15 protein-coding genes, 6 tRNA genes and 2 rRNA genes are annotated in these 24,253 nt (G+C 44.2%); 15 read left to right on the forward strand and 8 right to left on the reverse strand.

Features of this window, described 5'->3' with window-relative positions:
* The 3 genes from ACHUFI_RS12240 to ACHUFI_RS12250 form a co-directional block, all read left to right on the forward strand.
* Positions 1–240, forward strand: a 23S ribosomal RNA gene (locus ACHUFI_RS12240); the annotation flags it as partial.
* A 95-nt stretch (positions 241–335) separates the two neighbouring features.
* A 5S ribosomal RNA gene (rrf, locus tag ACHUFI_RS12245) occupies positions 336–451 on the forward strand.
* A 71-nt stretch (positions 452–522) separates the two neighbouring features.
* A tRNA-Ser gene (locus tag ACHUFI_RS12250) sits at positions 523–613 on the forward strand.
* A gap of 51 nt (positions 614–664) precedes the next feature.
* Here the strand turns inward: ACHUFI_RS12250 and ilvY are convergent.
* A complete protein-coding gene (gene ilvY / locus ACHUFI_RS12255; RefSeq protein ID WP_394249475.1) occupies positions 665–1,555 on the reverse strand; it encodes an HTH-type transcriptional activator IlvY in 891 nt (296 codons plus the stop codon).
* Between the two features lie 146 nt (positions 1,556–1,701).
* Between ilvY and ilvC the strand changes: the two genes are divergently transcribed.
* Positions 1,702–3,186 carry a ketol-acid reductoisomerase gene (gene ilvC / locus ACHUFI_RS12260; RefSeq protein WP_394249477.1) on the forward strand — a complete coding sequence of 495 codons (1,485 nt, stop codon included), beginning with the start codon at positions 1,702–1,704 and terminating at the stop codon, positions 3,184–3,186.
* A gap of 132 nt (positions 3,187–3,318) precedes the next feature.
* Here ilvC and ubiK read toward each other — a convergent pair whose 3' ends face one another.
* The 4 genes from ubiK to ACHUFI_RS12280 all read right to left on the reverse strand — a co-directional run bounded on the left by ubiK (position 3,319) and on the right by ACHUFI_RS12280 (position 8,555).
* Positions 3,319–3,570: a ubiquinone biosynthesis accessory factor UbiK gene (gene ubiK, locus ACHUFI_RS12265; RefSeq protein ID WP_394249479.1), complete on the reverse strand. Its 252-nt coding sequence runs from the start codon at positions 3,568–3,570 to the stop codon at positions 3,319–3,321.
* 144 nt (positions 3,571–3,714) lie between these two features.
* On the reverse strand, positions 3,715–6,837 hold the full coding sequence (locus ACHUFI_RS12270; protein WP_394249481.1) for a multidrug efflux RND transporter permease subunit: 3,123 nt from the start codon (positions 6,835–6,837) through the stop codon (positions 3,715–3,717).
* Between the two features lie 11 nt (positions 6,838–6,848).
* Complete coding sequence (locus ACHUFI_RS12275) at positions 6,849–7,955, reverse strand: efflux RND transporter periplasmic adaptor subunit (RefSeq protein ID WP_394249483.1); 1,107 nt, start codon at positions 7,953–7,955, stop codon at positions 6,849–6,851.
* Between the two features lie 18 nt (positions 7,956–7,973).
* Positions 7,974–8,555: a TetR/AcrR family transcriptional regulator gene (locus ACHUFI_RS12280; protein ID WP_394249485.1), complete on the reverse strand. Its 582-nt coding sequence runs from the start codon at positions 8,553–8,555 to the stop codon at positions 7,974–7,976.
* Positions 8,556–8,736: 181 nt separating this feature from the next.
* On the opposite strand from ACHUFI_RS12280, the gene rep reads away from it, so the two are divergent.
* A complete protein-coding gene (gene rep, locus ACHUFI_RS12285) occupies positions 8,737–10,755 on the forward strand; it encodes a DNA helicase Rep (RefSeq protein ID WP_394249487.1) in 2,019 nt (672 codons plus the stop codon).
* Positions 10,756–10,817: 62 nt separating this feature from the next.
* Here rep and ACHUFI_RS12290 read toward each other — a convergent pair whose 3' ends face one another.
* A complete protein-coding gene (locus tag ACHUFI_RS12290; protein WP_394249489.1) occupies positions 10,818–11,231 on the reverse strand; it encodes a c-type cytochrome in 414 nt (137 codons plus the stop codon).
* A gap of 298 nt (positions 11,232–11,529) precedes the next feature.
* On the opposite strand from ACHUFI_RS12290, the gene ACHUFI_RS12295 reads away from it, so the two are divergent.
* The 10 genes from ACHUFI_RS12295 to ACHUFI_RS12340 all read left to right on the forward strand — a co-directional run bounded on the left by ACHUFI_RS12295 (position 11,530) and on the right by ACHUFI_RS12340 (position 19,722).
* Positions 11,530–11,606 (forward strand) — tRNA-Arg (locus ACHUFI_RS12295).
* A gap of 44 nt (positions 11,607–11,650) precedes the next feature.
* A tRNA-His gene (locus tag ACHUFI_RS12300) sits at positions 11,651–11,726 on the forward strand.
* 90 nt (positions 11,727–11,816) lie between these two features.
* Positions 11,817–11,893, forward strand: a tRNA-Pro gene (locus ACHUFI_RS12305).
* 43 nt (positions 11,894–11,936) lie between these two features.
* Positions 11,937–12,012 (forward strand) — tRNA-His (locus tag ACHUFI_RS12310).
* A gap of 10 nt (positions 12,013–12,022) precedes the next feature.
* Positions 12,023–12,099, forward strand: a tRNA-Pro gene (locus ACHUFI_RS12315).
* Between the two features lie 1,104 nt (positions 12,100–13,203).
* The gene (locus ACHUFI_RS12320; RefSeq protein ID WP_394249491.1) at positions 13,204–14,931 is read left to right on the forward strand and encodes a dipeptide ABC transporter ATP-binding protein; all 1,728 of its coding nucleotides are present in this window, start codon (positions 13,204–13,206) and stop codon (positions 14,929–14,931) included.
* Positions 14,932–15,031: 100 nt separating this feature from the next.
* Positions 15,032–16,585, forward strand: coding sequence for an ABC transporter substrate-binding protein (locus tag ACHUFI_RS12325; protein WP_394249493.1), 1,554 nt, complete (start codon positions 15,032–15,034; stop codon positions 16,583–16,585).
* Between the two features lie 175 nt (positions 16,586–16,760).
* Positions 16,761–17,738, forward strand: coding sequence for an ABC transporter permease (locus tag ACHUFI_RS12330; RefSeq protein ID WP_394249495.1), 978 nt, complete (start codon positions 16,761–16,763; stop codon positions 17,736–17,738).
* A 2-nt stretch (positions 17,739–17,740) separates the two neighbouring features.
* Positions 17,741–18,679: an ABC transporter permease gene (locus tag ACHUFI_RS12335; RefSeq protein ID WP_394249497.1), complete on the forward strand. Its 939-nt coding sequence runs from the start codon at positions 17,741–17,743 to the stop codon at positions 18,677–18,679.
* Positions 18,680–18,843: 164 nt separating this feature from the next.
* A complete protein-coding gene (locus ACHUFI_RS12340) occupies positions 18,844–19,722 on the forward strand; it encodes an SPOR domain-containing protein (RefSeq protein WP_394249818.1) in 879 nt (292 codons plus the stop codon).
* 59 nt (positions 19,723–19,781) lie between these two features.
* Here the strand turns inward: ACHUFI_RS12340 and ACHUFI_RS12345 are convergent, their stop codons facing one another.
* Together ACHUFI_RS12345 and ACHUFI_RS12350 are read right to left on the reverse strand one after the other, a co-directional pair.
* The gene (locus ACHUFI_RS12345; RefSeq protein WP_394249499.1) at positions 19,782–22,478 is read right to left on the reverse strand and encodes a hypothetical protein; all 2,697 of its coding nucleotides are present in this window, start codon (positions 22,476–22,478) and stop codon (positions 19,782–19,784) included.
* A 192-nt stretch (positions 22,479–22,670) separates the two neighbouring features.
* Positions 22,671–24,251, reverse strand: coding sequence for a hypothetical protein (locus ACHUFI_RS12350; RefSeq protein WP_394249501.1), 1,581 nt, complete (start codon positions 24,249–24,251; stop codon positions 22,671–22,673).
* Positions 24,252–24,253 lie beyond the last annotated feature (2 nt).

The following is a 24,253-nucleotide window of genomic DNA, read 5'->3' on the forward strand; positions in this document are numbered from 1 at the left end:
ACCGGAGTGGACGAACCTCTGGTGTTCGGGTTGTCATGCCAATGGCATTGCCCGGTAGCTAAGTTCGGAATCGATAACCGCTGAAAGCATCTAAGCGGGAAGCGAGCCCTGAGATGAGTTTTCCCTGACGCTTTAAGCGTCCTAAAGGGTTGTTCAAGACTAGAACGTTGATAGGCAGGGTGTGTAAGCGCTGTGAGGCGTTGAGCTAACCTGTACTAATTGCCCGTGAGGCTTAACCATACAACACCCAAGAGGTTTTGATGGACTCAAATGAAACAAACGCTTGAATGAGTTTGAAGAGACACTTTTAATAGCTTTCCGAATTTAAGAATTTGCTTGGCGACCATAGCGTTGTGGACCCACCTGATTCCATGCCGAACTCAGAAGTGAAACACAATAGCGCCGATGGTAGTGTGGGGCTTCCCCATGTGAGAGTAGGACATCGCCAGGCTTTAAATATCGCTAATTGCTAAAGGCAACTAGCAACATCATTAGTGTACTAATCTATTGATGACAATTTGTGGAGGGATGGCTGAGTGGTCGAAAGCACCGGTCTTGAAAACCGGCAAGGGTTAATAGCTCTTCTAGGGTTCAAATCCCTATCCCTCCGCCACATTGAAAAGCCCGCTGAGAAATCAGCGGGCTTTTTTACGTTTGTAGAAAATTAACTGGAAATGTACTTCCCCTCAGCGACTTGCCATAGCGCTTTGATGAGAGGGTTATCTAGTTGGGAGCGCTTACAGCAAACTCCTAGGTCAAAAGGTTTAATCGGCTCGACTTTAAGCCTTTCAATTTTATCCCTTACTGGACTGTTGTTGATGACAACGTCTGGCGCAATACCTATTCCACATCCTAGTGCAACCATACTGACTATTGCTTCATGCCCAGATACCTGAGCGTAGATGTTAGGCTTTATCTTCATTTTCTTGAACCATGCATTAGCTCTATCTCTTGCTGTTCCTGCTTCTGAGATGATGAAAGGAATTTGTGACCAATCTGGTTTGTCTTGCTGAAGGTGCTGGCTGAAACTGCTGACTCCTATTGGAGCAATCACAGATAAGGGGATATCACTAATGGTTTCAAACTCTAAACGTGAGGGTAATATGTCTGGTTTTGCTGATATCGCTATGTCGACTTCATCGTTTAGAATCTTATCAATTGCTTGTGCTGGATCCCCTGTAGAAAGTTTAAATTCAATGTAGGGGTGTAAGGTTCTAAATTCAGCGATCAACTCAGGTAAATGGCTGTAACTTGCGGTCACGGAGCAGAATATACGAATTTCTCCTTTTAGCTCTTGCTCACCACCTTTTAAATGAGCGTTATATTGCTGCCATTCGCTGACAATATTGAGAGCAACTGGGAGTAATTGTTTGCCGGCAGGGGTGAGGTCTACACTACGGTTATCTCTAATTAAGAGTTCTTGTCCCGTTTCATCTTCTAGTTTTTGAATTTGCCGACTAAGAGCAGATGGACTTACGTGCATAGCGGAGGCGGTCTTACTAAAATTCTTGCTGTCACATAAATGTATAAAGAGTTGTAAGCATTTTATATTCATGTTTTGTGATCGTTTCCATGTTGCGAAAATTGCAATAACTAATTGTGAATATATCACTTTAAGCAACGGAATGTCTGTTTTAGTATGAAGTCATTCGATAGAGAGATATCGACCTTACGGACAAAATTTTAAAGGAGCGCCCTAGAATGGCTAACTATTTCAATACATTAAACTTGCGTGAGCAACTAGACCAACTTGGTCGTTGTCGTTTCATGGACCGTGAAGAATTTGCAACTGAAGCTGAGTTTCTGAAAGGCAAAAAAGTAGTTATTGTTGGTTGTGGTGCACAAGGCCTTAACCAAGGTCTAAACATGCGTGACTCTGGTTTGAATGTAGCTTATGCATTGCGTCAAGCTGCGATCGACGAACAACGTCAATCATACAAAAACGCAAAAGAAAACGGTTTTGAAGTAGCAAGCTACGAAACGCTTATCCCTGAAGCAGATCTAGTAATCAACCTTACTCCAGATAAGCAGCACACGAATGTTGTAGAAACAGTAATGCCTCTGATGAAAGAAGGCGCGGCGCTAGGTTATTCGCATGGCTTTAACGTTGTAGAAGAAGGTATGCAAATCCGTAAAGACCTAACGGTAGTTATGGTTGCTCCTAAGTGTCCAGGTACAGAAGTACGTGAAGAGTACAAGCGTGGTTTCGGTGTACCAACACTAATCGCGGTTCACCCAGAAAATGACCCTAAAGGTGAAGGTTGGGATATCGCTAAAGCATGGGCTGCTGGTACCGGTGGTCACCGCGCTGGTTGTCTAGAATCTTCATTCGTTGCTGAAGTTAAATCTGATTTAATGGGTGAGCAAACTATCCTATGTGGCATGCTTCAAGCGGGTTCTATCGTTTCTTACGAGAAAATGATCGCTGATGGTATTGAACCTGGTTATGCAGGTAAGCTTCTTCAGTATGGTTGGGAAACGATCACAGAAGCACTTAAGTTTGGTGGTGTGACTCACATGATGGATCGCCTGTCTAACCCTGCTAAAGTGAAAGCGTTTGACCTTTCTGAAGAGCTAAAAGATCTAATGCGTCCACTTTACAACAAGCATATGGATGACATCATTTCTGGTGAGTTCTCAAGCACTATGATGGCTGACTGGGCGAATGATGACGCAAACCTTCTAGGGTGGCGTGAAGAGACAGGTGAAACTGCGTTTGAGAATTACCCAGCATCTGATGTTGAGATCTCAGAGCAAGAGTATTTTGACAACGGTATCTTAATGGTAGCAATGGTTCGTGCGGGTGTTGAGCTAGCGTTTGAAGCAATGACAGCATCAGGCATCATCGATGAATCTGCTTACTACGAGTCTCTACATGAGCTTCCACTAATTGCTAACACAGTTGCACGTAAGCGTCTGTACGAAATGAACGTAGTAATCTCTGATACAGCAGAATACGGTAACTACCTATTTGCTAACGTTGCGACTCCACTTCTACGTGAGAAGTTCATGCCATCAGTAGCGACAGACGTAATTGGTCGTGGCCTAGCTAACGCATCAAACCAAGTAGACAACGCTCGTCTAATCGAAGTTAACGATGCAATCCGCAATCACCCAGTAGAATACATCGGTGAAGAGCTACGTGGTTACATGACTGACATGCAACGTATCGCGGTTGGCGGTTAATTAGAAACACTTCCTAGTTTCTAAAAAGGCACTCATTTGAGTGCCTTTTTTAATACTGCAATACTTAGAGATAAAAGATAGAAAAAAGGCTTGGTGTTATTACCAAGCCTTTGTTTTTATTTACACGATAAACTACTGATCAGAAAGCTTTGCTTCTAAATCGGCAAGCTTTTGTTCCATCTCTGTCAGTTTTTGACGAGTACGCAAGAGTACTTGAGTCTGAACGTCGAATTCTTCACGGCTTACCACATCTAACTTGTTGAGCTGGCCTTGAATAACCTGACGTACTTTTTGGTCTACGTCTGAACCTAGCTCTTTTACAGGTTGCGGCATAGAGTCGTGAATTTGCTTAGCAATTTGTTCTAGTTTTTTTGGATCAAACATAGTGTCTTAAACTCCGAATAATTTTGTACATTCTATTTAATCGGCATCAGAAAGTCGCTCTTTTGCTAAGAAAAATTAGACTGGGGTTGGTAAGTTTCAGGTATAAAAAAGGCCACGAATGTGGCCTTTGGATAGTGGTTTAGCTTATTTGTTATCGGCTAACTCTCGCTGTGCAGCTTTTGCTTCGTCAATGCGAGCTAACTGCTCTAGCTCTTTATCTTCAACAAAAACCGGAAGAGGCTTATGTTTTTCAGCTAAGTAGCTGTAGATAACCGGTAGAACGAACAGAGTAAATAAAGTACCAATTGCCAAACCGGCAACGATAACAATACCAATGCTGAAGCGTTGCGCAGCACCTGCACCTGTCGCATACATTAACGGAATCAGACCTGCAATCATCGCCGCTGTTGTCATTAGGATAGGGCGAAGACGAACTTTTGCAGCTTCCATTACGGATTCAATTCGCGTCTTACCGTGATGTAGTTGCTCTTCTTTTGCCACTTCACAAATTAGGATACCGTGTTTGGTAATAAGACCAACCAGTGTAATCAAACCAACTTGTGAGTAGATGTTCATCGTCGCTGCACCCCATGCCAGAGCAATCAGGGCACCACAGATAGCCAGTGGTACAGACACCATGATAACTAATGGATCTTTTAGGGATTCAAATTGAATCGCTAGAACCAAGAAGATGATCGCAAGTGCTAAACCAAACGTCGCATACAGTGCACTACCTTCTGTAACGTATTGGCGCGCTTCACCCATGTAATCATGGTTGTACCCACTTGGAAGCTTGTTCGCTGCAGTATCTTCAAACCATGCTATAGCATCACCCATTGCTGCTCCTGGTGCTGGTACAGCACCAATCGTCGCTGAGTTTAACTGGTTGAAGTGAGGCAGTGAGCGAGGCTCTGCCACAACATCAATAGTAATTAAACTGCCTAGAGGGACTGCTTTACCATCTGCGGCGCGAACGTAGTAGTTATTCATCGACTCAGGGTTTAGACGGTATTTACGTTCAACTTGTGGGATAACCTCATATGAACGTCCATTTAAGTCAATACGGTTAACGTAGCCATCTGACATCATGGTACCTAATGTCATGCCGATGTCTTGCATCGTCACGCCATAAGCCCCCGCTTTGTCTTTATCGATGTTGATTTTCATCGTCGCAGAGTCGTAGTTCAGATCAAGATCTGAATATACAAATAACGGGTTTGAAGTCACTTCTGCCAAAATATCAGTCGTAATCTGGAACAAGCTTTCGAAGCTGTTTGGTGTCGTAATAACAAACTGAATTGGAAGGCCTGAACCTGCACCTGGTAATTCTGGCATTTGGAAGGCGGTAACAGCCATTCCTGGAACATCTTTAACCAGTTTACCTACACGATCAGCCACTGCAGATTGGCTTGCTTCACGTTCGCTCCATGGAACCATCGAGGCGATACCAAAAGCTTGGTTTGCATTTGGAACACCAGTAAATACCTGAGCGTATGCCACTTCTGGTTGATCAGAAAGAATGGCATTCACATCATTCATGGTATTTTGCATGAAGTCTAAGTTTGCATTCGAAGGTGCCGTACCCATTAACATGATTACACCTTTATCTTCCGAAGGTGCAAGTTCACTAGGGATAAATTTAAACAACATTGGCAAGCTAGCGAATACAATGATAGCAAAGCCGATAAATACAGGTCGGTGCTGCATTACGGCACCAAGCATGCGTTCGTATCGGTTCGTCATACCATCGAGTACGCTGTGAACTTTCTGTTCAAATTTGCTTGGTTCAGCGTGCGCTTTTAGCATTTTGGAACACATCATTGGCGACAGCGTTAGCGCGACAATACCGGATACAAATACTGAACCAGCTAAGGTTAACGCGAACTCTTTAAACAGAGAGCCAGTGATACCACCCATCATCGCGATTGGAGCGTATACAGCACCAAGTGTTAATGTCATGGCGATAACTGGAACTGCGATTTCACGTGTACCAATGATGGCTGCTCGGAAAGGAGACTCCCCTAACTTGATATGTCTGTCGACGTTCTCAAGTACTACGATTGCATCATCAACCACTAAGCCGATAGCAAGCACCATCGCTAGCAGTGTCATTAGGTTCCAAGAGAAACCCATGGCCTGCATTACCATAGCCACACCAATCAAAGATAGTGGAATAGTAACGATAGGAATAAGTACCGCTCGGAATGAACCTAAGAACAAGGTAATTACGATCAAAACGATTAATGCTGCTTCAAGAATGGTCTTAATAACTTCTTGAATTGACTCATTAATCGCAATAGTCGAATCGTACATTACGTTCATTGAGATGTTGCTTGGTAGGTTCTTCTCTAATTGAGGAAGAAGCTCAAGCACATCAGCGGCGATGTTAATCGGGTTAGCGCTAGGCGCAGCGTTAATCGCAGCAACCACAGCTTCTTGACCGTTAGCACTTGCTCGGTAAACATCGTGACTTTTCTCTAGTGATACTTTTGCGATATCAGATAGGCGAATAATTTCACCTTCACCGCTTTTCACCACTAAGTTTTCTAGCTCTTCAGTGTTCGAAACCTGGGTGTCGGCACTGCCGTTGTAAAGTACGAATTCACCAGTTGCTTGACCTGTCGCAGACTGATAGTTATTGGCATTCAGCACCGTCATAACATCCGTCGCCGTTAGGTTTAAAGCGGCCATTTTGGACGGATCGAGCCAAACACGCAGTGCGTATTTCATACCGCCGTACAAATCGACTTTAGATACACCGTTGACTGTAAACAGTTGCGGATTAATCACACGCTCTAGATAGTCGGTGATTTGGCTTGAAGCCAATTCATCACTGGTGAAACCGATATAAAGTACCGCGGTAGTTGAACCGGTCGACATGGTTACTGTCGGGTCTTCGGCTTCTTTAGGAAGCTGAGATCGTACCGAGTTGGTCTTGGCCAAGATGTCCGATAGAGCGGCATTTGGATCGGTGTTCAACTTCATGTTCACGGTAATGGTAGAACTACCAAGTACAGAAGAAGAAGTCATGTAGTCGATATTATCGGCTTGTGCCACCGCCTGTTCTAGAGGTTGGGTGATGAAGCCTTGGATAAGATCGGCACTTGCACCGTAGTAACCCGTTGAAACGGTGACCACGGTATTCGTCATTTCAGGGTATTCTCGCACCTGCATTTTGAAGATTGCTTGTAAGCCAAGCAAGGCGATCAAAAAGCTGATGGATACCGCTAGAACTGGACGTTTTATGAAAACATCAGTAAAGCGCATTATGCCTCCAATTACAGCATTGGTGTTTCAGACGGTGGTGTCAGAGAGTCACTTTCGACAATCTTCACTTTCGCGTCGTTACTTAAGCGAACTTGACCAGAAGTCACCACGATATCGCCAGGTTTTACACCGTCTAGAATGTGGGCTTTGTCTTTCGCTCTTTCACCGACTTTCACTACGTGCTGCTTAACACGCTTAACACCATCAACTTCAGAGATAATGTAAACATTGTCGCCGTATAGTGTGAATGTAATCGCCGTTTGAGGAAGTGTTACTTGGTCTGTCATCTTAGGCAAAATGATGTTTGCACGTGCGAACATACCACTACGAAGCTTGCCATCGTTGTTTGGAATGTCGGCTTGCACTTGAATCAAACCACTTTGAACACTGACTGCAGGTTCAATGGCACTAATAGAGCCTTGGAATGGTCTTTCTGGGTAAGCATCCACATAGATGTCGATGGCTTGGCCAACGTTAATGCGGGAAATATCGTTCTGAGAAACTGTGAAACGCAAACGCATGACGCTAGTATCTTCTAAGCGAACAATGTCTGTACCTGCTTGAAGGTATTGGCCTAGGTATACATTTCGGATACCGACCACGCCAGAAAATGGCGCTTTAATTTCACGACGAGAGATAGACGCTTTCAAGCTTTCGATGTCCGCAGAAAGTGAGAAAAAGTTTGCTTCTGCTTCATCGTAAGATTCTTTAGAAATCGAACCCTTCTTATATAAGCCTTTGTATCGCTTGTATTTTGCTTCAGCAGCAGGAAGGCGAGCTTGAGTGCTTTTTAAATTCGCTTTTTCTACATCAGAATCTAAAAGAACCAATGGCTGATCTTTTTCTACTTGAGTGCCAGACTCAAAAGCAATTTGATCAATCACACCGCTAGTTTCGTTGGCTACTGTTACACCTTGGTTCGGCTCAATGAAACCAATCGCTTCAATAACAGGAACCCAATCGACAGGCTGAACTTCCGTTACCGTTACCGGGAACTCTGGTTCCGGTAGATTGGCCATGTATTCCGCTATTTTTTGTTGTTTGAACATGTTAAAACCAATCACACTGCCAAATAAGGCAACTGCGATGAGCAACATAAAGAAAGTCCACTTTTTCATTCTCTTAAGAACTCCGATCTAGTGTGTAATTATTGCATCCCAACTGGCTTCGATGGCCGCTTCAAGTGCGTCGTCGTCCAGTTGATATAATCCCAATGAGTGTTTTCTTGCTAGAGATACACTTACAGCCAAACTAAGCCCGGTCAGTATTTCGTTATCAAGGGGCTTAAAGACACCTTGTTCCTTCCCTTCATTAAACAGCAATTCCACTTGGGCAAACATATTGCGTTCAAGTTCCCTTATTTTATGGCTATTTGTCGTGGGTAAAGAGTCGTACTGCACACGGTTTTTGATGGCCGCTATGTTGGTTCTTGCTAAGTTCCATATGTTAAGCCACATAGTACGGTAACGTTGTTTGATTGGTTGAGAATCATCAACTCCCGCCTGAACTGCATCTGCTAAGCGCTGGGCTACTAGCAAGCGAACTTCATCAATGAGGTGGTCTTTATCTTCGAAATAGCGATAGATAGTGCCTGCCGCGACCCCTGCTTCCTTTGCAAGTTTCTGCATTGAAAGGCCTTGAAACCCAACTTCAGCGATGAGTTTTTCAGCAGCGGAGAGTATTTGGAGACGCTTATCCTTCGTAGTATGAATGGACATAAACCATCACCTGTGAATGAACGTTCATTCATTATAGCTCAATTACCACCCATTAATGCAACTAAGTATTACACTTGTTGCGTAAAAATCTTGTCAACGAGAAAGATAGCAATCGGTCTGTTGCAGGATTATTATAGGCGCGCACTGAATATGAACTAAGTAAACCCAAGTTGAGATCGTAATGAAGCTGAACCCAAGACAAGATGAAGCCGTTAAATATGTATCTGGACCTTGCCTAGTATTGGCGGGGGCGGGATCAGGTAAGACGCGCGTTATCACCAATAAGATCGCTTACCTTGTTCAGCAATGTGGCTATAAAGCTCGAAATATTGCCGCGGTGACCTTTACCAATAAAGCAGCACGTGAAATGAAAGAGCGTGTTGGCCAAACGTTAGGGAAAAACGAATCCAAAGGCTTAATGGTCTCAACGTTCCATACCATGGGTTTAACGATTATTCGTAAAGAGTATAAGGCTCTCGGCTTAAAAGCTGGCTTTTCATTGTTTGATGACCAAGACCAGCTTGCGCTCTTAAAAGAGTTAACGGAAAAGCAAATTGATGGCGATAAGGATCTGTTGCGTCAATTATTGAGCACCATTTCCAACTGGAAAAACGACATGCTCACGCCCGACCAGGCAAAAGCACGTGCTCAAGGTGAGCAGCAACAATTGTTCGCATTCTGCTTTGAAATGTACCAAAAACAAATGAAGGCGTATAACGCGCTCGATTTCGATGATCTGATCGCAATGCCGGTATTGTTGCTGAAAACCAATCAAGAAGTGCGTGAGCGCTGGCAGTCTCGTATTCGTTATCTACTCGTCGATGAATACCAAGATACCAATACTAGCCAATACGAATTGGTGCGCTTGCTCGTTGGGGAGCGTGGTCGTTTAACCGTAGTAGGCGACGATGACCAATCGATTTATTCGTGGCGTGGTGCAAAACCCCAAAACTTGGTGTTACTTGGTGAAGATTATCCGAATCTACGCTTAATTAAGCTGGAACAGAATTATCGTTCAACCAGTCGTATTTTGCGTGCCGCGAATATTTTGATTGCCAATAACCCTCACGTGTATGAGAAATCACTGTTCTCGGAGATCCCAGATGGTGAGAAGCTCAAAGTACTTAACGCGAAAAATGAAGAACATGAAGCTGAGCGTATTACCGGTGAGCTGATCGCGCATAAATTCTTGAACCGTACTGAATATAAAGATTATGCGGTGCTTTATCGCGGTAACCACCAGTCACGTTTGATTGAAAAAGCCTTAATGCAAAACCGTATCCCTTACAAAATTTCAGGGGGGACTTCGTTCTTCGCTCGCGCTGAAATTAAGGACATCATGGCGTACTTACGTGTGCTAGTGAACCCAGACGATGATAACGGCTTCCTGCGTATCGTGAATACACCTCGTCGTGAAATTGGTCCGGTGACATTAGAGAAACTGGGCAGTTACGCTAACATGCGCGGTAAGAGTTTGTTTGAAGCCAGTTTTGAAATTGGCTTGGAGCAACACTTAACAGGGCGCGGCTTAGAAAATTTGCGTCGTTTTACCGAATGGATTGTAAAAATCGCCGATAACGCTGAGCGCGGTAATACCGTCGATGCGGTGCGTGCTTTGGTACGCGATATTAACTATGAAGATTGGCTTTACGAAACATCGGCAAGTCCGAAAGCGGCAGAGATGCGTATGAAAAACGTTTCGGATCTGTATTCTTGGATTGTCGCAGACCTTGAAGGGGATAACTACGACAAAGAAGAGAAGACACTGAAAGAAGTGGTTCAACGTTTAACGCTACGTGACATGATGGAGCGTGGTGAAGATGATGAAGATGCAGACCAAGTTCAATTGATGACCTTGCATGCTTCAAAAGGTCTGGAATTCCCATATGTCTATTTAATGGGAGCAGAGGAAGGTATTCTTCCTCACCAAGCGAGTATCGATGAAGATAATGTCGAAGAAGAACGACGTTTGATGTATGTCGGCATTACTCGCGCGCAAAAAGAGCTGACTTTCACGAAGTGTCGTGAGCGTCGACAGTTTGGAGAACTTATTAAGCCTACCCAAAGTCGTTTTCTGGATGAGCTACCACATGATGATGTGGAATGGGAGACGGTGAAGAAGCCTCAATCAGCTGAAGAACGGATGGAAAAAGGGCAGGCGCATATCGCGAACATTAGAGCGATGTTTAATAAGAAGTAAAAGAAAAGGCTTGGTTTTCACCAAGCCTTTTTCTATGGAATCGATGGGATTACAACAGGTAATTATAAGCCGGCAATCATGTGCTCAATTGCAGCAACGATCTCGTCGTCAGAACAATCCATACAAGAACCTTTGGCAGGCATTGCGTTGAAGCCATTAATTGCGTGGTCTTTTAGAACGTCTTGACCTTGAGCAATACGAGGAGCCCAATCTGCAGCATCACCAGTCTTAGGTGCGCCGCTGACGCCAGATGCGTGACAAGCAACACAGAAAGTACCGTAAACAGTAGAACCATCACGTGGACCGGTAGGTTCTGCTTTTACTGGTTCGCTACCTGCAAGGTAAACTTGACCGACAGGTTTGATGCGCTCTGCAATGAGATCTTGTTCTGCTTGGCTTAAGTTAGAAGCCATAGCTGCTGTAGAAAAAGTTAAGGCCGCGATTACAACGCTTATGATTCGACGAGACATATCCATTAAACTCACTTTACATTCCCAAGGTAAGTGCATGCTTACCAATTTATTGTGTTAGAGGGTTGTTTTGATCCAACCTGCAATGAACGCCTGTTAAATCAATGTAAATAATGGGTGATTATATCCTGATAACTTGTTGCAATAAACAACAACTTATCAGCTTCAAGGGGTTTATCACATCCTAAATCCCCCGTTATCACATATGAACTGTCGAAAAAGAGACCAAACGATAAAAAAAGTTAAAAAAGTACTAGACGGCATAGGGTGATATACGTATTATTCCACTCCGCCGATAGGGCATGCGCCCGTAGCTCAGCTGGATAGAGCGTTGGCCTCCGGAGCCAAAGGTCGAAGGTTCGAATCCTTTCGGGCGCGCCATCCGGACGCTTTTAATAAAGTGGCAAATTGGCGAAAACATAATGGTGGCTATAGCTCAGTTGGTAGAGCCCTGGATTGTGATTCCGGTGGTCGCGAGTTCGAATCTCGTTAGCCACCCCATTATTTAGGTAACTGAATTTACTAAGTAAATAAGGTTCCCAGTTTTGATTTACTTCGAAACGAAACTCTCTATATAATAGAGAACAAAGTCGGTGAATAGCGCAGCTTGGTAGCGCATCTGGTTTGGGACCAGAGGGTCGGGGGTTCGAATCCCTCTTCACCGACCACTATTTCAATAATCGCTAAGGCGGTTATACAAAAAAATTAGTGGTGGCTATAGCTCAGTTGGTAGAGCCCTGGATTGTGATTCCGGTGGTCGCGAGTTCGAATCTCGTTAGCCACCCCATTAATTTTGTCGGTGAATAGCGCAGCTTGGTAGCGCATCTGGTTTGGGACCAGAGGGTCGGGGGTTCGAATCCCTCTTCACCGACCACTATAAGAAAGCCTCGTCAGAAATGACGGGGCTTTTTTACATCTAGAGTTCTAGATAATTTGGAACCAGAAGGTCGTGGGCTGGATCGCCAGCCCGGTGGAACGCCAGCCAGATCGAATCCCTCTTCACCGACCACTATAAGAAAGCCTCTACTAGCCGTCCGCGTCAGAAATGACGAGGCTGTTTTGCATTCAGAGCTTAGATAATCAGGGAATAAGAGATCTTTAAGCTAGATGTATTCTGAACGAAACCCCTTTACTCCCATATTTCCTTATCTATATCAGCTTACTTATGAAGACCAAAGAACAGCCTAACCAGCTCTGGTGGGGATTTTTGACGTCTAAAGTGGTCGATTTAACTCGTTAAAGTATTTTTTACTTTTGCGCCTGAAAGTGATCGAGTAAGTAAGTTCACACTCTCACATTTGGCGTTTGATAAATTTGGTCTACCTTAATTAGATTGAGTTGAATTTTGGATTAAAAGTAAGGTTGCTGAGCTTGTGGATGTTTTTATTTTATTTGAACAATAAATAGGTCTAAGAGCCCAATCTCTCATGTAGCACATCGATTATGTAGCGAAGGATATAATTTGTTTATTAATCATACACCTTGATAAGTTGCGGGTGAGATCACTACATATTCTTATGTAGTGTTCTAATTTGTTATTGGGTCAATGTGTGAAAGATAAAGCTAGATATTGATATTTTTAATAGTGGAATATTTCTAATTAGCCTGGTGATTTGGTTTATGTTTCTTTATTGTTAAACCTGTCTTGGAATAATTATGTTTATTCTAGGTTTAGATGAATAGTGTGGTCAAAGTCCCACAATTCATTATATAACTCGATTTTTTAGTGATAAAAGAAGAGTTTAGTTGCATATCTAGTTGCGTTTTTGTCTTTTTCTTATGCCTTTAATTTGAATATTTATGCGGTCTTTCGGCTTGTGATAGGCCTGATATCGACTTTTTATACTATGTTTGTTGCTTTTCTGTGAATTTTTTGCCAAATTGATGGCCGTATAAAGTATCAGAACATTATTCTGGTAAGAATGGATTCAATTTTGCAGACAGGGCAGAAAGCTGCCAAAGCAGTAGAGGTCTGGTAATGTCACTTTTAGAAGTTAAAAATCTTCGTATCGAATATCCATCTCGTCATGGGGTTCATGCCGCCGTTAAGTCACTATCGTTCAATATTGAACGTGGTGAAATTGTAGGTGTGGTTGGTGAATCCGGTGCCGGTAAATCAACAGTAGGCAATGCTGTTATTGACTTGCTGAGTCCTCCTGGACGCATTGCAAGTGGCGAAGTTTTCCTTGATGGGGAAAAAGTATCAGGGCTTTCTCCTGAAGAGATGCGCAGTGTGCGTGGCTCAAAAATTGGATTTATTTTCCAAGATCCAATGACGTCTCTTAATCCTCTATTTACCGTAGAACACCAATTAAAAGAAACCATTCATGCCAATATGAAGGTTTCTGATCAAGAAGCGTATCAACGCGCTTTAGATCTGATGAATCAAGTGGGCATTCCTCAGCCTGAAAACCGTTTGAAGCAATATCCTCACCAATTCTCTGGTGGTATGCGTCAGCGTGTCGTAATTGCGATTGCATTAGCGGGTGAGCCTGACCTTATCATTGCTGATGAACCTACAACGGCACTGGATGTTTCTATTCAAGATCAGATCTTAGGTTTGATTCGCGACCTATGTATTAAGAAAAACGTTGGTTGCATGTTGGTAACGCACGATATGGGTGTGGTATCTAACGTCACTGATCGCGTAGCGGTAATGTACCGTGGTGATTTGGTTGAGTTTGGCCCAACAGCGAAAGTGCTTGGTACGCCAGAACACCCATACACACACAGTCTAATTTCAGCGGTTCCTCGTTCGGACCGTAAATTGGATCGCTTCCCTCTTGTGAGTTACATCGAAGAAGCACACGAGATGGAACCGCTAGATGTGAAAAATCACTGGTTAGGTCAAAGCCAAGATCACCGTGATTACACAGGTCCATTGCTGAATGTGGAAAACGTAAACCTACGATTTACGACGAAAGACTCGTTCTTTGAAAGCCGTCGTGAGTACGTTCAAGCTTCTAATAATGTCAGCTTTGAAGTACATGAAGGCGAAACGTTTGGTTTAGTTGGTGAATCAGGTTCAGGTAAATCAACAATTGCTCGTGTGATTGCTGGCTTGTACGCACCAAATTCGGGCAAAGTAACGTTTGAAGGTGTAGACCTAACGGGTTTGAAGTCTGAAAAAGAACGTCGCCCTATGCGTCGTCAGATGCAGATGGTATTCCAAAACCCATATACGTCGATGAACCCACGTATGAAGATCTTCGATATCATTGCCGAGCCGATTCGCTTCCACAAGCTAACTCGCAATGAAAATGAAACTCGTCAAATCGTTCATGACCTACTCGACCACGTAGGCTTGGGTCGTATGGCAGGCGTGAAATATCCGCATGAATTCTCAGGCGGTCAGCGTCAACGTATTTCTATTGCGCGTGCTTTGGCGACGCGTCCTCGTCTTCTTATTTGTGATGAACCGACATCAGCGCTTGATGTATCGGTACAAGCACAGATCCTAAACCTATTAAAAGACCTACAAGACGAGCTGAACTTAACCATGCTGTTCATTAGTCACGATTTACCGGTTATCCGTCAAATGTGTGACCGTGTGGGCGTAATGCAAATGGGTACGCTACTGGAAGTGGCTCCAACGGAACAGTTGTTCCAAAACCCGCAGCATGAATACAGCAAGCAACTGATTTCTCTGATGCCTGAGTTCACAGGCCTAAGAGAAGATGCAACAGCGGCACAAGCCGCGGTATAAAAGTTTCACGTTGGCTAGAAACATTGGCCGTGCTTGAAAACAATAACAGACGCAAATACAACAACTAGGGATCTGGATTCCCGCATGAAGGAGTTATGCAATGAAAACCATGAAAAGCAAATTAGCAGTAGCTTTGATGGCAGCTGGCCTAAGCTTTAGTGCAGCAGCAGCAGATATTACCGTTGGCTACGCAGCTGACCCAGTATCACTTGACCCGCATGAGCAGCTATCTGGCGGCACACTGCAAATGTCTCACATGGTGTTTGACCCTCTAGTACGTTTCACTCAAGAAATGGATTTTGAAGCACGTATCGCAGAAAGCTGGGAACGTGTTGATGAAACGACTTTCCGTTTTAACCTTCGCAAAGGTGTTAAGTTCCACTCTGGTAACGAACTAAGTGCTGATGACGTTATTTGGACGTTCAATCGCCTACAAAACTCTCCAGACTTTAAAGCGATTTTCGCACCATACGAAAAAATGGTTAAAGTGGATGACCACACAGTTGAGCTAATCTCAAAAGCGGCATACCCACTAGTCCTACAAACTGCGACTTACATCTTCCCAATGGACAGCAAGTTCTACACTGGTAAGACAGAAGCGGGTACAGACAAATCTGAAGTGGTTAAGCACGGTAACTCGTTCGCTTCAACTAACGTTTCAGGTACAGGTCCGTTCATCGTGACTGAGCGTGAGCAAGGCGTAAAAGTTGAGTTCGAACGTTTTGATGGTTACTGGGATACTAAGTCTGACGGTAACGTAGACAAGCTAACACTGGTTCCAATCAAAGAAGATGCAACACGTGTTGCAGCACTTCTTTCTGGTGATGTGGATATGATCCACCCTGTTGCGCCAAACGATCACAAACGTGTTAAGAAAGCGAAAGGTATTGATCTAGTTACGCTTCCTGGTACTCGTATCATTACTTTCCAAATGAACCAAAGCAGCAACGAAGCGCTGAAAGATGTGCGCGTTCGTCAAGCTATCGTTCATGCGATCAATAACGAAGGTATTGTTAAGAAGATCATGAAAGGCTTCGCGACACCTGCTGGTCAACAAAGCCCAACAGGTTACGCTGGTCACAACGAAGAGCTAGTGCCACGCTACGATCTTAAGAAAGCTAAACAGCTGATGAAAGACGCGGGCTACGAGAAAGGCTTTACGCTGACAATGATGGCACCAAACAACCGTTACGTGAACGATGCGAAAGTTGCTCAAGCGTCAGCGGCAATGCTATCTAAGATTGGCATCAAAGTTGATCTGAAAACAATGCCTAAAGCGCAATACTGGCCTGAGTTTGATGTTTGTGCAGCAGACATGATGATGATCGGCTGGCACTCAGATACTGAAGATTCAGCAAACTTCAACGAGTTCCTAACAATGACTCGTAACACTGAGACTGGCCGTGGTCAGTACAACTGTGGTCACTACTCAAACACAGCAATGGACTCGGTAGTTGAAGCATCAAACACTGAAACTGACCCTGCGAAGCGTTCTGAAATGCTGAAAGGCGTTGAAGCAACACTTTACCAAGACGCAGCATTCGTACCGCTACACTGGCAAAGTGAAGCGTGGGGCGCGAAGTCTAACGTAGGTGCAGCAGCAGTAGTAAACCCAATGGTTATGCCATACTTCGGCGACCTAGTTGTAAAATAATCTAACTTGCTTCGCTCTTGAGCCTGAATGTTCAGGCTCAAGAAAAGCAAGTAGTGAAAGTGTAAGTTTTTGGTACTTGGCCTACCTTCAGTCGGGTTAAGTGCCATTTTTAAAGACTGGAATTTTTGTCTAGCTACTTTCAGCTAGATAGTCATGGATAGAAAAGGGGCAAGGAATGTTTACGTTTCTGGTCAAGCGCCTGTTTCAGGCACTGATAGTGATGTTTGTGATCAGTTTGGTGGCGTTTGCCATTCAGGATAACCTGGGTGACCCGTTACGTGAGTTAGTTGGGCAGTCTGTTTCAGAATCGGAGCGTCAAGCGCTACGTGATGAACTTGGCCTAAATGATCCCTTCATTACAAAATACTCTCGCTTTGTAGGCGCTGCTCTACAGGGTGATCTTGGTACATCATATTTCTTCAAGCGTCCGGCTGTGGACGTCATCATGGACAAATTGGTTGCGACACTGGAACTCGTCTTCGGTGCTTCCATTATTATTGTCTTCTTATCAATCCCACTCGGGGTTTACTCGGCGATTCACCCGAAAAGCTTTTTCACTAAGCTTGTTATGGCGGGAAGTAGTGTCGGCATCTCAGTACCGGTTTTCTTAACGGCCATTATGTTGATGTATGTTTTCTCTATCGAACTTGGCTGGCTGCCATCGTTTGGTCGAGGTGAAACGGCGAACTGGTTTGGATGGGAATCAGGGTTTCTAACGCTTGATGGCTTGGCTCACTTAGTATTACCAAGTGTGGCGCTAGCTTCTATCATGCTACCACTATTCATTCGCTTGGTTCGTTCTGAAATGTTGGAAGTGTTGAGCTCTGAATACATTAAGTTCGGTAAAGCAAAAGGTTTGGCGCTTAATAAAATTTATTACCAACACGCGCTGAAAAATACCATGCTGCCAGTATTAACTGTGGGTGGCGTTCAAATCGGTACTATGGTGGCGTATACCATCTTGACTGAAACGGTATTCCAGTGGCCAGGCACAGGTTTCCTTTTCCTTGAAGCGATTAACCGAGTGGATACTCCACTGATCACTGCTTACGTTATCTTTGTAGGCCTGATCTTCGTTGTTACAAACACGATTGTTGACTTGCTGTATGGCGTGATCAACCCAACGGTTAACCTAACTGGTAAAGGAGCATAATCATGGAACAAACGTCTCAAGCTCCATCTCGTTGGGAGCGCTTTAAACAATCAGATATTCTGTATTATTTTTTACGCGATAAAGTAGCGATGGTCAGCTTTGCCATTTTTACTGTATTTCTTGTAGCCGCACTAACGGCACCCTTGGTTGCACCAACGGACCCTTATGACGTCACATCTATCGATATCATGGATTCTGAGTTACCTCCATCTTGGATGGAAGAAGGTGATGAACGATTCCTGCTAGGTACTGATGAGCAAGGTCGTGACATCTTATCTACAATGCTTTACGGCTCGCGTCTGTCATTGACGATTGGTTTCCTTGCGGTAGGCCTTCAGTTGACTCTAGGTATCATTATTGGTTTGTCTGCGGGTTACTTCGGCGGCCGTATTGATAGCTTCTTGATGCGTTTTGCTGATGTCCAGTTATCGTTCTCGACCATGATGGTTGCGATCATTGTCTCGGCAATCTTTAAAGCGAGTTTTGGTAGCGACTTTTACGCGCAATATGCGGTTGTCATGCTGGTGGTTATTATCGGTATAGCGGAGTGGCCGCAATATGCTCGTACTATTCGTGCATCGGTATTAGCCGAGAAGAAAAAAGAATACGTAGAAGCGGCACGCGTGATGGGCTTTAAAGCGCCACGCATCATGTTCCGTCATATTCTTCCAAACTGTTTATCACCAATCTTGGTTATTTCAACTGTTCAGGTGGCAAACGCGATCATGTCAGAAGCGGCACTTTCTTTCCTAGGCTTAGGCCTTCCGGTGGATCAACCTTCATTGGGTGCGTTAATTAGTACTGGCTTTAACTACATCTTCTCTGGTGCTTGGTGGATTACAGCTTTCCCTGGTGTCTTACTTGTGACACTCGTTCTCGTGATTAACCTACTTGGTGACTGGTTACGCGACGTGTTTAACCCTAAAATTTACAAAGGGTGATCGGAGCCAATTGATTTTTAATCAAAAAACTCTCTAAACTAAGAGTCGTAAGCAATTACGGCTCTTTTTTTGCTTATAGTTTAAGGAAGAACGGAATTCATCTTTTATCGACAAGGGGTCGGTAATAATTTCTCTCTCGAAACATTTGAGTGATAAGTATGAAAATGAGTAAAGCATTAGGATCTTGGCACCCGCTATTCAATCGTGCTCGTCTGGGGCTTGTGGCTCTTTCAGTGTTATTTGCTAGCCAAGCAAATGCAGAGTTTTTGTGTGATGCGACGCAAGCGAGTAAAGACCAACTACCGGTATTGGAACAATCTTGCCCGATAGGCAAAGGGTTATGGGGTGGTTCTGCTCCAAAGAAATCCAGCGGAGATGCGCTTTATTGGATTCAATGTGGATTACTTGCTAAGCCTTTACCACTTGAAAAAGCGAAACCTATTTACCAAAAAATCACGACAAATGTGTGGATGAAGCCTGAACAAAAAGGCTATCGCTGCTTAATTGGGCCTTACAATACGTTCGCTGATGCCAAGCGAGAACTCAGCCAAGTTCGAACGCTAGAAGAGTACCCAGAAGCCTTTATCCGCATGGTTGATAAAAAGCCGGCCGCTCAACCGATGAAAGCCAAAGCGCCAGAGCCGAAGAAAGTCAAACCGATGTTAGTGGAGCCTAAGAAGGTTTATCCCAAAGAAAAAGAGCACGCAAAGTTAGACATTCAAGTTCGCTTGCAAGCCGAAGTGGATGGGCGCTCTTATTTAGTTCCATATTTACTTGATGATGAGCATCAGTTTTATATGGAGCACAACAAGCCTTGGAATCGCTTAGATTATGAAAGTGCTAAGTTAGTTTGTTTTGAAAAAAGCATGCACTTAGCAACAGAAGAAGAGTGGCAGCGCTTGTTAGAGTCCAAGGTGATGGAAAGAGACAATTGGCCAATGCACTTACCTTACTGGGGAAGCTTGAAGAAAGGGTTATTTACGAACGGTAATATCACTCAGCTTCGCGGCACTTCATTACTGAATGTACTTTGTGTGAAATAGTGTTGTGTTTAAGATAAAGAAAACCCCGCGAGTGCGGGGTTTTTTAGTTTTGGAGAAGACTAGTCTTCGTTTGCTTCACCAGTCCATTCAATATTGAATTTGACGGCTTCTGTCTCACCATCATAGTTTTCAACATAACCGATTAAGCTATAAACCTCGCCAACAACTAATTGCCCTGATTCTGGGAAGAAGTTAACGGTTGCATAGTGAACCTCGTTTTCTATGTTATCGAAACAACCCCAGTTATCGGTTGTGACACCACTATCGCTTGTCATCAAAAAGTTAGAGTATGTCTTGTTGATCATGTCACATGTTACGTTCATGTCATCAACATCAAAGTAGATATCAGCATCAAATGGTTCGTTTGCGTCACCTTCATCAGAAATAGAGTAGCTCACTCTTCCTAACTGCATAGAGTAATTATCACTGTCTTGCTCAGCTGCAGGAATATACATCTTGCCAAAGCGCTTCATTGGACCGTCGTCTGATTTGGTGGTAATTCTTCTTTCAGCATCGGACCTGTCGGCGAAATAAGTGTAGCGCTCTGACTCAATACCTGAGTTTTCATCTTCAATATTTTCGAATGTAGTCACTACCGTCATTGCACCGTCAGCAATTTCAGACGATTCTGTCGCCACAAGCGCATGTTCTTCTACGACAGTCTCACCATCTTTACTCCAAGTGAAAGTCGCAATTAGCTTGTCACCTTCGATGCGGTAGGTTGCTTCATCTTCTTGGGTGTCAGCTTCTGAACATGACGTTTTGTTTTCTAAGCTTCGTACGTTGCCGTAGATAATGCCATTCTCAAATTTAATCGAATCACACCAAACGCGGCTTGCTCCCTTTTGCCCTGAACCATCGCTTGAGCCAGTCTCAAGGTTGTACCAAGTTTTACCTTCTAGCGGGTGAGAATCTGCTGGTGGCGGTGTTACGTCATCTGCTGGCTCGACTGCCGGGATGGAGAAACGAACCATTTCAGAAACGATTTCTTCATCAGTATCAACATTCACGCCTGCTGCGATATTGAAATAGCCATTTTTGGTTGCGGCTGTTGGTGTACCGGAGAATTTTAAGTACACATCATTTTCAATCGCCACTTTCACGCCTGGGATGCTGGTGTAGCCTTCTTTGTCGTCTTCAATGCCTACGTAATATTCTAAAACACCGGCAACGCTGTCAGTTTCAAACAGCTCGTCAATCGCGATACCGTGCACATCGATCTCTTCACCCACTTTTAGATCGGCAAGAAGTTCGTTGATGTATTCTTGAAGCTCAGTCACTTCCTCTGGGTCAGCTTCTAATGATTGCTTTGCAATTTCTGGAAGGGTGAAGGTTTCGTAAGTGGTATTGATGCCGTCTGTCGCTGAAATCGTAATAGTTTCGCCAGCAGAGTAGCTATACAAAGGCGTGCTGCCGGAAATATCTAAAATAATGTCATCGCCAGTTGTCATTACGTCGACAACTAAACCGGCAACCGAAGTGTATGCTGAATACGATAACTTTGAGTCATCAGAATCAGTAAATAGATCTAGAATAGAAATGCTTTCGTCTTTTACAGCGACACCTTGCACAAGCTCTAGTGAATCGGCCCACTCTTGAACCTCTGCTGTCACTTCTTTGTCAGCTTCTGGAGCTTCATTCTCTAGCGTGATTCCGATTTCAAGTGTTGTGGTTGCTGCACCGACTACGTTCTCTGAAGCGTCTTTGTCATCCGCTGAAAGCGTAATGATGTAAGTGTCACGAACTTCAGATGGGGTACCAGTGATAACTAGGTCACCGCCATTAACGGCAGATAACGTTACACCAGTGATGGTTTCTTGCATCTTAGTCGTGAATGTTGCGTTGATTTCGATATCGTTATTGTCGGTATCGCTAAATAGCGCTTCACCTTCTAATGCAAGAGGTAGCGTGATGTCTAGGCCTTCATGAGTATCAAGCTCTAGCGCATCGACTAACGAGTCTAAGTGCTTTTTGACGTCCTTATTAACCACAAGTTTAGAGTTTAAAACTGGAGCGGTATTCGTGTCGCCATCAACGATTGGTTTGAAGTTTTCATCGTTAACTTTGCCTGGGTTGTCTTGAACCACTTTGGTTGCTTCTTCTGCAACACCTGTTGGGTTAGATTCATAGCCGGTTGGATCGTTGGCTTTAGATTCCGTCAGGATTTGCGCTGTTTTATGAAGCTCCGCGTCGTCATTTGCGATAACGTCTCCAAATGCATCCTCGCTGTCCTCTGGTAAGCCTAGAGATACGTTTACGGTTTTCTTCGCTGCAGTGATTGCCTCTTCTGTTGGGTTAGCGCCAGCTTCAAGCACAACCAAGTCGGTTAGCGGAGAAATTACGTCGCCACCAGGCAAGGTTCTGAAAACAACTTCATGTTCCATTGCTTGCGTTGGGTGATCCATGTCTATGGTGTATTTACCAGCAAACAGCTGTGGGTTGCTCGCAATCAATGCGGCTTGTTTTGCGCCACCCGGCGTTAATGTTTGTAACGCCAAGCTTGTGATGGAAGCGAATTCATCATCGGATAAACTTAACTTACCTTCTGAATCCGTTAGGCCTAAGATGATGTCAGAATTGACGTCTAAAGTGCCGTTATTGTTTTTATCATCAAACACAACCGCCTGATTAAAGTAGCCATCAAAACCAGTAATCGTCACTCCGCTAGGTGAAGTTGAACCTGAATCACCATCTGAACCACCACAGCCTGTCAGCGCAATTGCCACTGACGCTGCTAGTAAACTAACCTTTTTCATTTTATGTCCTTTATGTTGAGAAATAGCCAAGTTCTCTATTTTTTAGGGAGCATTTTGAGCCCGTAGGCAGGTTTTTACATAAAGGAGTGCGGGGTTTCAAGATACGTAAAACGACGAAAAATCCGTAAATTTATTTTTAATAATTATCAATAAATAGATAGGAGTAGGATTTCACGTCGCTTACAAATTCGCTCAAGTTCCGGGAGGGTATTGCTCTGAATGGTAATAACGCAGGTTCAATTTGAGCTCTTCGACGAGGTGGGCGTAGTCTTTCTTAGGGCGAAAGATAATGCTAAACACTTCGCCATCGGAAAATTCATAGAACTTTGAAAACGCCACGTCTAAATAGGAAAAGGTTGTGCCCCAATCTCTATGGTACATTTCATCACATTTAAGTGGGCCGCCATCAAATTTAGAGGTCGTGCCAATGATGTCTCCGTATACTCCTTGGCCAGCAACCGTATAAGTATCAAATTGGCTTAGTAAGTATTGGCAGGTGACATTCATATTGGCTGACTGCATGTTCAAATCACCACTGACCTGCGCATCATGTACTGGATTATGTAGGCGGTTGTCACTCATATACATGCCAGCCACTCCCAGCACGTATTTCCCCTCTTCTAAGTAATATAAGTAATCATGTTTTTCGATTTGATAGGCGTATTGACCAGTGATGCCATTAATTCTAGCTTCTGCCTGATATTGACTGGTGTGCAGGGTATACACCTCATGGTGATTCCCTGACTGAACGGCGGCGAGTAACCGTGAGCCTTTTTGAGGGGCGTCAGGGTAGTGTGAAAGGATACGCCAAGCCATTTCAGCATCAAAAGCAGACTGGTTGCTTGTAACGATCAACGCTTCCTTACTTTGGTGGTAAGTCCCAATAAGGCGAAGCTCCTTCGCGTCGGGGCATAGAATTCTATTGTCAGATGAAGCATAGAACACTTGGTCATTGATGAATTTAAACGCTTCACAGAAAATGACTTCATAGTTGTAGTGTCTGCCACCTATTTGATTGGTGGTTTCTAAGCGATACCACGTATGCCCTATGAGAGGGTGGGGCTCATCTTCTTCGAGCTCATCATGAACGGTGGGGAGCACAAAGCTGACTTTGGTCCATGCCTCTTCATCTAGCCCGTGATAGTTATCTTTTGCCATGGCGAATAATGTTACTGTATCGGCACTCGCTTCTGGTTCGCCTTGAATAGCAATAGCGCTACCTAAGTTGGAAACTTTTAAAGAATCGCTGTCGATGAATACTCTAGTGGTGAGTAGGTCGCCGTCCGGGTCTTCGAATAAGCCCGTGATGTCTACGCTGTATTGAATTGGGCTACTTTCAGTGAGATCCCATTTATTGATTTCATTTTGGATACTCTGCTGAATCGCTAAGTTGACGGCAGGTTTTTGATTGCTCGCCGGTAGTTGTTTGACTGTGTTAGGAATAATCACCGTGGTACCGGAGAAAGGCGTATCAACCGGAACACTTTCATCAGAGAGAGCCTGCGGTGCTTTCTCTTGAGGTTGCTGTGCTATTTCAGCCTCACTTGAGACTTCAGGTGTAACAGGCAAAGGTGAGGCTGCCTGCGCAACGTCACGCATCGGTATTGGCGCATGGACGTGATTGGTCGCACGGCCGGTGTTCTCTTGAGGGACTGGCTCGTTTAGTAATGAGCGAGCAACACTCTGAGAAGCGTTGTCAGCACTCGAGTATTGAAGCGCGGTAAACAAGACGACAGCCCCGAGTGCTGCGGCAAAGAATCCCTTTTTCTTCATGG

Source organism: Vibrio profundi (genome assembly GCF_043642225.1).
GTDB lineage: Bacteria > Pseudomonadota > Gammaproteobacteria > Enterobacterales > Vibrionaceae > Vibrio > Vibrio profundi_A.